The sequence below is a fragment of the Vibrio sp. 1F169 genome (assembly GCF_041439605.1).
Lineage (GTDB): Bacteria > Pseudomonadota > Gammaproteobacteria > Enterobacterales > Vibrionaceae > Vibrio > Vibrio tasmaniensis_A.
In genome coordinates, this window is sequence record NZ_JBGOOI010000092.1 from 1 (window position 1) to 13,461 (window position 13,461).

Below are 13,461 nucleotides of genomic sequence, written 5' to 3' on the forward strand. Positions count from 1 at the left end.
AGATTAGGTTTTTTGGTGAAGTTTGTGTTTTGGGGAGTCACACTTGGAGTTCTGTGAATAAGTGTACGCGAGAACTAACGCTTTTCTCTAAATATTAATTATTAATTATTAATTATTAATTTTAGGCCATTCGATAAAGACTGATAGGTTCGACGCTCTTTGTTTAACATCATAGGGTAGGCAGCTAATCAATGGACAAGAGTAAAGGATTGACGAGAGAGCAAATAAGGTCTTTTCGCCGAGCGAGATGGTTATTTAGGACCATTACCGAGGTTCGCAAATGTCGAATTAATTCAAGATGTTTTAACGGAAGTTAGGGAGATAGCTCAAAGCCCAGAGCCGCATCCCCTGTATGGTCGTTATTCTGTCAGGGATTGGCATTTAGTATCGACGAAAATTAAAGAGTTGCTCACAGATTCAGCTTTGATCCCAAAGCTACAGTCTCTGATTGGAGACGATTTAGCTCTTTGGCGCTCAAAAATTTTTCACAAGAAATCTGGAGAAAACGGTACAGGTTGGCACCAAGAGTGGGGAGATTTCGATGGTGAAGAAATTGGCAATAATAAGCCTAGTTTAAGGCCTAAACATGAAAGGCGGGATCGTTGGTGGAATTTAACTGTTTGGGTCGCCCTTACTGATGTTGAGCTTGATTGCGCTCCGTTGCGTTTCATTCGTGGTTCACATAAAAAACAATATCCTAAAACCATGGTTCCAATGACAGAATCTGAGTTTTGGCATGATCCATTTATTGACTGTAAAACAAGCGAAGATGTTGTCGAAAGGGCGAACAATTACACACTAGTATTGGACGTTGATACCAGTGGGCTTTTTGAAAATTATCAAATTAGTGGGAAATCATTCGAGGATGTTAAAGCCTATGTTCGAGCTGAACTTGCAAAATTACCTGCAAAAAAAACATTGGGTGTAGACGAGAGCCAAGAAGATATAGTGACGATCCCTATGAAAAAAGGGGAATTTGTTATTTTCACGGAAAGAACCATGCATGGTTCTCTTCCTAATACATCTTATAATGACCGGTTTGGCATTAATTTTAGAGTAACGGCAACGGATACGGAAATTTATCCATTTCGACACTTGGGCGACTTTATTGATGGCTCAAACATAGATATCACAAGACATTCGAGCTTACTGCTCTGTGGTAAGGATCTGTCTAACACACGTAACAGTTATACGTGAGAAGGGAGGTTAGAAAGTGATTATCAGCAAACAAATGCATGACATGAATATTCTGAATGATGCTTCTGCCTTACTTGGGTGTTCGACTTCTAAAGAGCTCTATCAAAAATTAAGAGCTTTAATAGAGCGACACGAGACTGTGAGAGTGAAGACAGGAATAAACCTTGTGGCAGCAGAAGGCCCTATGAGTTTACAAGCTCGGGGACTACTAAGTTGTGACTTGGGGTCTAGAGCCTCAGGCGGTTCTATTGGGCGAAATAACCGCTTTTTTACGGGGCTTGATCAAGCTGATGAAATAGAAGCACTTTGCATAGTATTACTTAAGGAATTATTTGAATGCAATCATGCAGACCCTAGGCTTTTAGGAGGGCTTCATGCTAATACGGTTGTCTATGCAGTTCTCAAAAACCATTTCAACGTATCAGATATGTCCACCCTCAATACATTTTATGGTGGTAACTCAAGTAACCATAGTTTAGGCCCCCCGGGGATCTTGAACTATTCCATTTCAGATCTTCCTGTGGATCCGAATACCCTCGAAATTGACTTAAACGCCTTTGAATACATGGCTAAGTTTAGACACCCGAAATTAGTGAGTTTAGGGGCAGGTCTCAACCTTTTTCCCTTTCCTGTAAAAGAGATAAAAGACATTATTTCTCGTTGGGGAGGGATGTTACTTTTTGATGGCTCACATCAAGCAGGGTTGATTGCTGGTGGAGTTTATCCAAACCCTCTGTCTTTGGGAGCTGATATCTACACTGCATCGACAGGAAAGACGTTTAGTGGTCCTCAGGGAGGAGTAATTTGTTGGAATTCGGAAAAGTTTTCTTCTCCGATTAGCACGACTATATTCCCAAAGCTAACTGGTTCACATCAACTTAATCGAATTGCTGCCCTGACGGTCTCATGCTTAGAATTAAAGGAATATGGCCTTGAATATATGGCTCAAGGGATGCTTAATGCTAGGCAACTTGCTAGTAATTTACAGGCGCACGGGTTGGAGGTGCTCTGTTCTGATGAAGGCTTTACTGAAACTCATCAAGTTGTTGTGAAATGGACTCGAGAAGAAGGTGCGCGTTTAGCATGCTACCGTCTAGCTGATGTTGGGGTTTTTGCTAATGCAGTCCCACTTCCTGAAGATAGAGAGTTGTTATCTGGGATACGTTTTGGTGCAACAGAAATTACTCGATTAGGGGTTACACAAAGTCAAATAGTTGTTTTAGCTGAGGTAATCGCAGGCGTTCTACAAGGTAATTACAATTTGAAGGAGGCGCGTAATGTAGTAAGTGAGTTAGCCTCAACATTTTCTGGCTTTAAATATAGCTTGGAGGGTGGACAATGATTTCAATTACAGAACTGTTTACTTACTTATTTGTTACGTTGCTATATGCGTTTATGCCCGGTCCTGCAATGCTTTACAGTATTGCTCAAGCTGTGTCAGGAGGGAAGAAAGTAGGAATTATGGCAGCTTTTGGCCTTCATATAGGAGGTTATTTTCATGTAATTTTAGCTGTATTAGGTTTGTCTTCTGTGCTTTTAGCTAATCCTTCTCTCTATTCTGCCATTCAAAAGCTAGGAGCTCTCTATCTTGTTTGGTTGGGTTTCCAACGTATCTATCTATCAAAAAAATTACGTATTACTTCTTGTGAAAGCAATCTTACCTCTCCTAAAAGAACGTTTATTGATAGTGTCATTGTAGATATTCTGAACCCTAAAGCCGCAATTTTCTATCTTGCTTTTCTCCCACAGTTTGTGAATGAAGCAGGAAGTGTTGCTGTTTGGCTCCAACTGCTTATTTTGGGAGTTGTTACGAATTTATTGTTTAGTAGTGCTGATCTGTTAAGTGTTTTGATGGCGAGTCATCTACAGAAAAAGTTTCAAGCAAGAAGTAACTGGGTTGATTTTTTCTCAAGGTGGTCTGGTAGTATTTTTATACTGTTAGGTGTTATGGCCTTGGTAAACTCCTCGTACAATTAGGGGAAGGGACACACTTCTCGGATTTTTAATTCAAGTTGATTTACGATGTAATGACTTAGGTTAGACGGTAGTGTTACTCGTTACTTAATTCGGAGTTAGCTGCCACTCATGTTGTGAGGAGGAGTGATAAATGGAATATCCACTTATAGGAGCATGTCAGTGCGGGCAAGTGACCTATGACTTGTATGAAAAACCACTAATGGTCTTTGCTTGTCACTGTACAGAGTGCCAAAAACTGTCTACCAGCCCATTTAGCATTACAGCAGTTGTCGATGCCGAGAAAATAGAGTTTTCTGGTCAACTGAAAACTTGGGAACGTTTAGCTGATAGTGGCAATCGTAATTGCGCGATGTTCTGTCCAAATTGTGGAAACAGAATTTACCATTTCAATCCAGATGCACCGCAAACGGTTAAATTAAAGTTAAAACCAACTGATATGTCGGCAGCTGATATTTTCGAACCTCAAGCACATGTTTGGGTTAGTGAAAAACTAGATTGGTACCAAATACCAACTAATGTAAAGGTTTTCCCTGAGCAGCCGGGGTAGCGGTGAGCAAGTGTTTAAGATATTAAAATACTTGTTCTAATCTATTGAGGTTTAGGGAGTTTCATTGCATTAACTTACTTTTGGCCAGAACTTTCATAGGTTGAATCTTTATCTGTGGCACTTTCTAACTCGAAAGTGCCCCAAAGTGAGCCAGAGAGGGATTGAACTCAGTTTCAAACCCTGCAACTTGCCTTACTTTTCCTCATACCTAGAGATCCAACAACGTAGTTAAATTTTCTAATCCATAACAGACTGACCTTCAATCACAGTTACGTACGAATATGTTGCTCACTATTTCTAGGCTGTTGAATAGTAGAAAACAAAGGGAAGTTTTTGATTGATAAAGTGCCTTGAATCGGAAGCAATATGTGCTCGCACGCTTTTTAATTTAAAATTAGATCTAAACTGAATTATATGCATACTTTTCAGTTGGTTAGAGAGAGTGCTTGCGATATGCTGAATACATCAATTCGTGCTGGCACGATATTAAAATGTTATATGATTTAAGGAGAAATCTTTGAGTAATTGGGATGATGTTGCTGATAAAGTTGAGTTTAATCTTCAATTAATCAGCGAGTTACTTATTAATACAGTTCCATATTCTAGCCAAGTTCTCGATTTTGGTTGCGGGTATGGAAGAGTAACTAATGAGCTTTATGACTTAGGTTATAAAAGTATTTGTGGTGTTGATTCTTCATTGGAAATGATTAATCGTGGGAACAATGAATTCCCGCATCTAGAGCTGAACTACTCAAAAGGTTCACCGCTTCCTTTTTCTGATTCTTCCTTTGATGCTATTGTTACATGTGCCGTTTTTACGTGCATTCCAGAAGAGCAAGCTAGGGTAAATGTTGTTTCTGAGCTACTAAGAATTTTAAAACCAAATGGAGTCATTTATTTAGCTGAATTTTGCTCTGATGAAAGTGTTTTTTTTACTTCTGGTGTTGGGGTTCCAATGTGGCACGGTTCTCAAGCTGAAATTGAAAATATAGTTGATGGGTCTGTATTAGAAAAGTCTATCGTTGTTAATAATCAAACGATGACAGGGCATAATAGTAAAGCTTGTCACGTAGTGGTTAGAAAAATCATATAACAAAGCAATCAACACGATTTACTACATTCGGCGTTGTAGGTTTGTCTTTAGTTTCAGTGATTAAGGCAGTAAAATTCAACTAAGTCTGTGTCGTAGTAAACGTGTTATTGCGGCGTTAGCTTAAACATGGAAGTGAGCATGAAAATATTTAGTTTTTTATTTAATACAAACCAAAGTGAAATCGGATATGTAGTGAAATCATATCTATTGCATGCTTGTGTGACTTTTCCTTTAGTATTCGCTGCGTCATACGTTTGGGGTTCTGAACTTGTTGCTCCGGATGATAGACAGGAATCGTCATTATTGTTTTTGATTATTCTAGCTCCGGCTGTCGAAACGCTTCTAATGGTTCCAATATTAAAGCTTATACAAATGTTTAATTTTGAAGTAGTGATGACTTCAGTAATTAGCGCGCTGACATGGGCCGCAGCACATACTTTTAACAGCGTGCTAAACGGATTTGGCGTACTTTTCTTGTTTTTTATTCTTTCAATATCCTATTTAATTTGGCGTCAAAAATCATTTAAATCGGCATTTGGGGTTACATTTGGCATTCATGCCTTAAATAATGCAGTGGTGTTTTTAAGCTAACAAACGACTATGGCGTCAATGATTAATTTTTGGCAGTGTTTTCATCCCACATGGCGCCATCTCTCAGCATAGAGTTAAGAGTCACAACCATCTTTCGAACACACGCGATTATTGCGACTTTCTTAGGCTTTCCGGCAGCTACAAGTCGAGCATAAGTTGCTTTGAATACGGGGTTACATTGCATGGCTGACATCATTGCCATATATAACACTGTGCGTACTTGCGCTCGACCGCCTTGGATCACGCGCTTACCTTTGTAGCGCCCACTTTCGCGTGTTATTGGAGCGACACCAATTAGTGATGCCGCTTGTTTATTTGTGATGTAGCCAAGTTCTGGTACGTTGCTAATTATTGATGCAGCGGCAATGTTTCCTATTCCAGGGACGCTCTGCAATATTGTGTTTTTAGCCTGATATTCAGGGCTATCTTCAATGAGTTTAACGAGCTTTTCTTCTAACTTGGTGATTTGATTTTTTATCGTGGTTAGCATCGGTTTGATAGTCGGATGGAGAGAAGCGGGAAGTATCTGGATTCGGTTCTTTTCCATGGTTTGCATGGATAACAACTGGTTTCGGCGAATGACTAAGTCACTCATTAGGCGTATGTTTTTTGGCTTTATGACAGTAAGAGCTGGTTTGATTGCTTCTCCATAGTGAGCAATCAATTCTGCATCTAAACGATCATTTTTGGCTCTGCGGCCAATAGCACCAGCGAACCGTTTTATGTGGACAGGGTTTGCTCTGACAATAGGTAATTGAGCCTCTGCACATGCAAGAACAAAAGGCATTTCTAATCGGCCTGTTGCTTCAATAACGATTCGTTCAGGACTGTGACTCTTAATCGTTTTGAGTGCTTTTTTGATGCCTTTATCATTGTTCTCTACTGAGAAAAATAGGTCTAGTGGCCTGATGTGGATGTCTAATTGTGTTTTGCCGGTATCAACTCCAACGTTGATGCTTTGATTGATTTTGGTATTCATAATAAGCTAACTCATGCTTGCGTAATGCGGGTTCGAGACCCAGTCGACTATTCGAGGTTTATGCTTGAAGTCCTATGTAGCGTTCATGTTTGTTATCGGTCTCTCGATAGAGGAGCCAGCGTTTAAACGAACTGCTACATAGAAAGCTTTAGTTGCAGCTAAAGCCTGGGTCTCACATTACCCGATTGGAGTGCTTATTATCCATACAAGCATTTAAGGTTTCGAGATACTTTGTCTGATCTTGTATAAACAATTTAGAGGTATAGATCTAAATCGTTTATGTCCAGAGGCTTCATAGACCTGAAGTTTTACTCGTCGTCGCGACTCAAGGCGAGTTCCAATGATATATTTTGTAACTGCAAGCAATTAGCTTTGTCGATAAGAGCTGATAACAAAGAGAGCCAAAGCTGACTAAATTGATTAACCAATAACTTTCAATGTTTTTGGTTATAGTATGTGTAATACAAATCCCAATAATACTTGAGTTATTTCAAATGAAACAAGAAGTACATAGGTTTGAGCTATCAATAAATAGCACTATCTCTGAAGTCTATGGCCACTTTACTAAGGCAAATAGTGACCAAAGCCTCGATAGAATGTTTGAAGGTCTTCAAAAAAAACTCAGGAAAATTACCTGCTCAGTGAGAGAGAGGGAGTGTACTCTCATTAATGTGTACATTGCATACGGCAGAAGACAAGAGGACTTTGATGGTAGAGGGAAGACTTGTAATTCTTTTCCTACAAGGAGAATCGAAAGTATAATGAACACCCATTCTAACCTTTCGCCAGAAGACCTGCTAGGTGAGGCTTTACGATCTTTAGAGCACTGAGCTGGAACTTTAACGTTTTCTAGATTAGCGCATGATAGCTGAAAATATGAGCAAAAAAATTAAGAGTAATTAAACACCATGACAATGCGATAGAGTCAGACCATGCTCTAATCAAAAAGCTCATCGAAGCGATTCAAGGTCTTTAAAGGTTACGGATATTGAACAAGAGTCAATTTGATTTTTGGTTAAGCCGTGACCGGGCAGAGGTGAGAGTGCACGAGGGATCAGCGTTTTTGAATGAACTCTTCAATACATTTACAGTTTAAGTATAAAATGAGGCGGCCAAATAGCCGTCCCAGACACACCATCTGACTTGTTTATTCACTCATTCCTTTAAGCCAAAAATTAATTCAATTTCATCATCAAGTCTTCTGCCCGTTGGTATAAAACCAAGTTTTTGATAAATAGAGAGCGCATTGCCTTTTTCTTTATCCATCGTGGTCAGGGAGACGCCTTTTAAACCGATAATGGAAGCGTATTTCTTACTGAAGTTAATCGCTTGACTCCCCAATCCCTTTCCTTGGAAACGATGGTCAATCATGACGCGCCATACATATAAATGCTCCTTTTGAAAGTGTTCATCGTGTGTGTCCAGTATTCTAGGGTCAATCAGAGAGATCAGGCCCGCAGGTTTATCGTTTAAGTAAATACCATAGTTGATACTATCGTCGTTAAAACTGGCTTCTGCAAGCCACTCTGCGTTGTTAGCAATGAGTTGTTTTTGAGACTCTTCCACTGAGAGAGCAATAATGTCATCGATAATGGTATTGTTTATTTTTAAAAAGCTAATTTTATTCATGCTTATTTACCTTGGGTAGGTATTTCATTAAAAGTAACTGGCCAATGTAAGGATCTTGATAAGCTAATCTTGAGTTATCAAAATGGTAATGCCGCTTTTGTTCCTGTCATTTAACATAGGCTCTTCAACTATCTTATAGATCTCTTTATCTGGCGCATGCTAGAACTCGCCAATCGTTTTTCATTAAGGTATATAGTCACAGTAGAGTATGCTTTCTCAAACAATGAGGATGGAAGTTCTTGTTTCCTATTTTGTCTGCACCCATGACAGAAATATGAGTTCCAAGCGTTGCCCACGATGATTAAAAAAAAGGGTCCGTACAGTATTTTTGCAACAGTCCCGTTACAAGAACCAAAACAAAATCCCTGCTAGAGTGCTTACTAGTGTAATGAAAGAGAGCTTTAACGTGTTCTAAGCCAGTTACATGTTGTATGTCACTTATCAACTAAAATGGTGGCTCTTCTCTTACCGCCTTTGCACTCAACAGTGACGTTCACTCCATTGACGAGTGCTTTCTCATTATTCGCTCTGGCTCTCACATCGAGTTCAAATTTGGACAACGAGTTCGGTAAGCGCAAAAGAAAGAGTGCTGGTTACCCTTTTGCTTTGGTACAGGCCAAATCTTGATGTTATCGAAGATGGCCAATCGCAGTGCTAAAATAGACAAAACTCTGGAATATTGCAGCTAATGTTATCGAAAGCTATTCTGCACTATTTTTGTAGTTTGCGTAATTGGTGTAGCCAAACTCAACACCAATGATACGAACCGCCATATAAGTTTTAGCCCAGACCATTTGACGTATTATTCCGGAATCTTTTGTCTCTTACAGTATGACTTTGTAAGTAAAATCATTACATAATGAAAGCGTATTCACTAGGTTGCTAGTTCAAACCTTGATGCTTTGGTTTTTCTAATAGCGATAAGATGTCGCTCCTAATGAATTGATAGCAGAGTAGTTTCTTACGTCTAAAGCGGGACTTGATTGGCTGAACCAACGATAAATATAGGACGATTCACAATAATGCCGTGCTTGGCCGACATATCACTCAGATTGACATTACTCATGGGCGTTGATTAAGCGACTTTCCATACTTGTTAGAAGAATATTTATTACTTCTAAATCGTAGTCAATACAATGTTTCTAAAAATGACGTACTCTCTTACCTTTATCGTTTGGGTATAAAGAGAGTCGATTTAAAAGTGGGCAGTAAAACGTTGAATATTTTATAAAACTTTGACCAGAACGTTATATAAGGGCTTCAAGGAAGGTAATAACCTTAGTCTTTCGGTCTTTTTTATGACGTTGTCACAATGAAAGTTGGGTGAGGCGATAATTCCCCTCACTCAATTAGTACCTGAATATGATAACAATAAGGCCGATGGGTAGGAAAAGTCTAAAAGTTTCGTACAACGTCATACCATCCGGATGAAGGTGGACGTTAAGTGGGAAGGTGATGAAAGGGTTCCACATGACTCCGCGTTTAATCGAAGAAGGGACCTGTCGTATGACAAAAGAAAGTGCCGCGCCGTTTTTTTTTCTTATCCTTATTTTTTATTGATTTAACTATTTATCTCCCCACGCGCCGTCCTTTATTGATGGCCATTTACTTGCTCGGCTAATGAGAAAGTTGTGCTAGTTCGTCTTTATTCAATCCTGTGACATCCATAATGGCTTCCTGATCTAGACCATTAAGCATCATCTTGTGCGCCATCTCCTTGAGGGCTTTTTGGCGACCTTCTTGACGTCCTTCTTGGCGGCCACGTTGCTCGCCTTGTTGGCGCAATTGTTCTGCAATAGTCATAAGTGTTTTCTCGTGTTTCGGTACTGATGAGGCCAGTGACGTAATTAACGCCTCTAGGTTGATTTCTGTTCACGCATTCATTTTAAGATTGGCCAATGGGAGAGATATTTAAAGCGAGCTGACTGCCCTATAGAAACTAACCTAAACAAGGGCTCTGTTAGTTTCTATATGAATTCTGGGCCTCTTAATTGAGGGGGGTGTAGTGAGGGTTTTGAAAGAAGCGACTATTTCGCGATCAAGAAATCCTCAATTGATTTTCCAGCATCAAGCTGTTCTTGAATTATGGAAGGGGTGCGACCTTGACCGGTCCAGGTTTTTTCTATGCCGTTCCCGTCTGTGTAACTATATTTAGCAAGGCGAGGCTTACGTTTACCTTTTATTTTATTCTTTGATTGACCTGCTAGAGCTTCTATAAGAGCTTCAATATTAACACCATCGACCTTGATTTGCTTTGCGATTTCAGCGACTTTGGATTCTTGTTCAGCACGAGCTTCGCGCTCTACTTCTTCGCTCTCTTGGCGTTCAAGAAAGACGGTCGTTAACTTATTCAGTGCTTCTTCAAGTTCCTCAAGTGTTAATTCACGAGAGAACGCACGAAGCGAGCGGATATTAAGTAAAGTTTTTATCATTTCGGTCATGTTGAGTCCATTTACATTTAAATTGAGATAATATTACAAATCAATAAGATACACAAAAATTGTCGAAACACGTTTTCTCCAAAAATAGCGTTGTGAATATTCCCTCTTAGGCATATTTTTCTAAATATCAATGAGTTATTGCCTATCTTCATCCGAGAATGATGCTTTTTTAGGGTAAATAGTTCGAGCGTCGCTAAAGCTTATGGATTTAAAGTGGCTGTACTGAATATCTTTGATTAATTTAGTGTTCAAACTTTCATGAGTAAACGCACAGTAAATATGCAAGTTATTGATGGCTATAGAGGATAGAGCACTCTCAAGTTGAGTTTCAGTAACCATGTAGATCAAAGGGGGTATTTCGGAACATCTCATATAACCATCAACCTCGTCATAGCATGTTGATTATTGCATGTGTCTGCATAAAGAAAAGTATGAATAGTCCTAAACTCTTATTGTGTCTCTGCATTGAAAACTGGCGTCCGTAAGGTTTGGGTGAAATTTTCACCTACCACTAGGATGGAAGGCTCCGTGTCACAAGGTGAGTATCGCAGTATATTATACTAGACCTAAATCCGGATTTAGGTGGAAAAATGAAGAAGAGAATTGGACCCTATGCGCAAACCTAGCCTAGCTAATGCCAATTTTAAAAGGTTCATGCGTAAGCCAGAGTTGCGTATTGAAAAGCTCTCTCTTTATGACCTATTTGGTCAGACTGGCTTTGGGTGCGTTGTCATATGGGAAAGCTTTCAGTCAAGGTTGAAGATGGGTATTTAGTCGGACATTGTCTACCCAAGGTAAAACCGAGAAATAGAAAGGCACTATTCAATCGTATAATCGTTATCACTCTCGGTGCAATAAAAGGTGAATGACTTCATCTTTCTCTTCAGAGTCAACTTCAACGCGATAAAAGCCTTTGGCTTTTAGCGCTTCAATTAACGCTTCCAACCGATGGGTTTTCACCGTCATAGCCAGGGGTTTTATCTGGTTATTGTCTTCATCAAACCCTTGCTCTATGCTTTTTTCTTTCATGTAAAGAGTATCTCGTTCCATTTCTTTTGTGGGGTCTTCCAACATAGTTGGAAACTGATGCTGCTCAAATAATTCCGTTAACATGATATAGAGTTCATCAGCCTGTGAGAACTTGGCTTGATACCCGAGATTCAGTTGATTTACCTCCCACATTTTTTTTTCGAGGTTGCCTGTTACACTTCGGCCAATACTGATCATGGTTTTGAGTTCATTTTTACATGTCGAGAACTGAGGCCGTTTTACTTTTGGTTTGATGAATTTTACCAACAGTTCATTTCTTCTTTTCGTTGTCCAATATCCACCTTGTTGACTCATGGTTAAATACAGTGCGAGAAGCGCATTCGTCACGATCTCATCAAGGGCTTGATAGTGCTTAAGGTTTCGACTCATGAATTTATTCTTTCTCTTTAATTGAAGCTTCCTAGCTGTTTTTCACGATTTTAAATTGAGTGCGTAATCAGCGTGTATTAAGGCTTAAATAATAAGGCGCATTCAAAAATTAACGGGGAACGCGAACATATACCTGCTCAAACTTTAATGGCACCGCTCGTCGCAATCCCGTAGCTGGCGAAGCCAGTCGAAGGGTGAGCAAGCGGTATTTCGAACCTCTTAAACCACCATGATTAAGCCTCTTTTCTAGACACAGAATCAATAGAAGGTAAGAGATCCTAAATATTTTTTTAATTGATTGATACTGTTAACTTTTCTTATTCTTTTTTCAAGCGAGACTATCGAATCATCAATCATTTCAAGATACTTTTCCATTTTGGCTTGCGTCTTCTTCTTGCTTGGTGCTGAGAATTGTCTCCAGACTTGAGACTTAACTCCTTGTTGGCTAAAGATGTCACGGTGGGCCCGATTTAAATCCAGGAGCTTCATTTCGAGCAAATGCTCCATTCTCACTAAAGTTGTTTCATCAAGAAGGTGCTCAGAATCGGGGACATATTCTGTCAGCATTCGGACTAAGGTCATCACATCATTCTCTCGTTTGGCCACCGCCAGTTTCTGCATTAAACGATGTTTCTCTTCTTTCTTTAACGGGTCAGACTCTTTATCTGGATGGATAACACTCGCAATGCGTTTGTACATTTTGTTGAGTTGAGTACCTCGGAACATTTCTTTGATGTTAAGCGCGTCGTCGTCTTCACTCTCAAAATAATCGAATTCAAAATCGTCCCAATCGTCCTCATTTTGGGCCCGTGGTGAAAACGAGTCGTTATTATGTTTAACAAAAGAGGCCCATAAGGTACTGATAAAAGCTTCAATGGCGAATGGATCACCAGAAGCCAGAATTTCACGGATTTTTTTGTGGGGTAAATCAATATCAGCGCCGAACATCTCCTTCATGCCGTTTTCAAATTCTCGACAAGCTGCATTGAGCGCTTGCTGTTTCTCTTTCTGAAATACTTTATTATGATAGGTTTCATACTCTTCGCATAACGCCTCGACTTTGTCTCTATCATTGATAAAAGGGCGATCAAGCAATTCAATTAACTCCTGTTCAATCGCTTGCATCAAGCGATTGCGGATATTGGTTTTGAGTTTTTTTGAGGTCAAAAATGACATCAAGTGCTTAACCCAGGCACAGTGAAGATGGTCGAGCTTTTTATCATAGGGAGTCAGTTTATCTTTGTATTCAGAAAAAAGCTGATTGACCTTGAGCTCGGCCTTTTGATTACGCCGTTCATTTTTTTCAATCTTCCTCCAGAGCTCAGATAAATAATCCGACTGAGAATGTGGAACGTTGTTTGAGTGAAAAATAGGAAGTGTCATATCCGTCCTTTTCTCTTCTAGTAACCCATGTGTTTTTCTAGGCTAACAGCGTAAGAAGAGAAACACCTCGAAGTAATACTAATTTATGTTCCTTGAGTTTGAATTACCCTCTGACGCTGATAAATCGAAACGCTAATCTTAGTATTCAATGGGCCATTCATTTTGTAAAGCAGCAAGCTTAAGCGGCTGAATAAGAACCGTGACC

11 protein-coding genes and 2 pseudogenes are annotated in these 13,461 nt (G+C 39.6%); 7 read left to right on the forward strand and 6 right to left on the reverse strand.

Annotation, left to right across the window (positions count from 1 at the left end; translation table 11 throughout):
• Positions 1–348: 348 nt before the first annotated feature.
• The 6 genes from ACED53_RS21090 to ACED53_RS21115 all read left to right on the forward strand — a co-directional run bounded on the left by ACED53_RS21090 (position 349) and on the right by ACED53_RS21115 (position 5,405).
• On the forward strand, positions 349–1,197 hold the full coding sequence (locus ACED53_RS21090) for a phytanoyl-CoA dioxygenase family protein (RefSeq protein WP_371715302.1): 849 nt from the start codon (positions 349–351) through the stop codon (positions 1,195–1,197).
• A gap of 16 nt (positions 1,198–1,213) precedes the next feature.
• Positions 1,214–2,539 (forward strand): serine hydroxymethyltransferase, encoded by a 1,326-nt coding sequence (locus tag ACED53_RS21095; protein ID WP_102533729.1) that lies wholly within the window; start codon positions 1,214–1,216, stop codon positions 2,537–2,539.
• On the forward strand, positions 2,536–3,174 hold the full coding sequence (locus ACED53_RS21100) for a LysE family translocator (RefSeq protein WP_017102638.1): 639 nt from the start codon (positions 2,536–2,538) through the stop codon (positions 3,172–3,174). Before ACED53_RS21095 ends, ACED53_RS21100 begins: the two co-directional genes overlap by 4 nt.
• Before the next feature lie 130 nt (positions 3,175–3,304).
• Positions 3,305–3,721: a GFA family protein gene (locus ACED53_RS21105; RefSeq protein ID WP_017102639.1), complete on the forward strand. Its 417-nt coding sequence runs from the start codon at positions 3,305–3,307 to the stop codon at positions 3,719–3,721.
• A 517-nt stretch (positions 3,722–4,238) separates the two neighbouring features.
• Entirely contained in the window at positions 4,239–4,814 is a 576-nt protein-coding gene (locus tag ACED53_RS21110) for a class I SAM-dependent methyltransferase (protein WP_102257509.1), read from the forward strand.
• A 138-nt stretch (positions 4,815–4,952) separates the two neighbouring features.
• Entirely contained in the window at positions 4,953–5,405 is a 453-nt protein-coding gene (locus tag ACED53_RS21115; RefSeq protein ID WP_076675364.1) for a hypothetical protein, read from the forward strand.
• A gap of 22 nt (positions 5,406–5,427) precedes the next feature.
• Here ACED53_RS21115 and ACED53_RS21120 read toward each other — a convergent pair whose 3' ends face one another.
• The gene (locus ACED53_RS21120) at positions 5,428–6,384 is read right to left on the reverse strand and encodes an IS110 family transposase (RefSeq protein WP_017064050.1); all 957 of its coding nucleotides are present in this window, start codon (positions 6,382–6,384) and stop codon (positions 5,428–5,430) included.
• Between the two features lie 892 nt (positions 6,385–7,276).
• On the opposite strand from ACED53_RS21120, the pseudogene ACED53_RS21125 reads away from it, so the two are divergent.
• Positions 7,277–7,480: pseudogene (locus ACED53_RS21125) on the forward strand (IS6 family transposase); the annotation flags it as partial.
• A gap of 59 nt (positions 7,481–7,539) precedes the next feature.
• Here the strand turns inward: ACED53_RS21125 and ACED53_RS21130 are convergent.
• The 5 genes and pseudogenes from ACED53_RS21130 to ACED53_RS21150 all read right to left on the reverse strand — a co-directional run bounded on the left by ACED53_RS21130 (position 7,540) and on the right by ACED53_RS21150 (position 13,256).
• Positions 7,540–8,013 (reverse strand): GNAT family N-acetyltransferase, encoded by a 474-nt coding sequence (locus tag ACED53_RS21130; protein WP_016800590.1) that lies wholly within the window; start codon positions 8,011–8,013, stop codon positions 7,540–7,542.
• Positions 8,014–9,630: 1,617 nt separating this feature from the next.
• A pseudogene (locus ACED53_RS21135) lies at positions 9,631–9,876 on the reverse strand (ISNCY family transposase); the annotation flags it as partial.
• Between the two features lie 164 nt (positions 9,877–10,040).
• Positions 10,041–10,454, reverse strand: coding sequence for an H-NS family nucleoid-associated regulatory protein (locus tag ACED53_RS21140; RefSeq protein ID WP_069592252.1), 414 nt, complete (start codon positions 10,452–10,454; stop codon positions 10,041–10,043).
• 840 nt (positions 10,455–11,294) lie between these two features.
• The gene (locus tag ACED53_RS21145; protein ID WP_017101494.1) at positions 11,295–11,873 is read right to left on the reverse strand and encodes a DUF2913 family protein; all 579 of its coding nucleotides are present in this window, start codon (positions 11,871–11,873) and stop codon (positions 11,295–11,297) included.
• Positions 11,874–12,131: 258 nt separating this feature from the next.
• On the reverse strand, positions 12,132–13,256 hold the full coding sequence (locus tag ACED53_RS21150) for a hypothetical protein (RefSeq protein WP_102258346.1): 1,125 nt from the start codon (positions 13,254–13,256) through the stop codon (positions 12,132–12,134).
• Between the last annotated feature and the right edge of the window lie 205 nt (positions 13,257–13,461).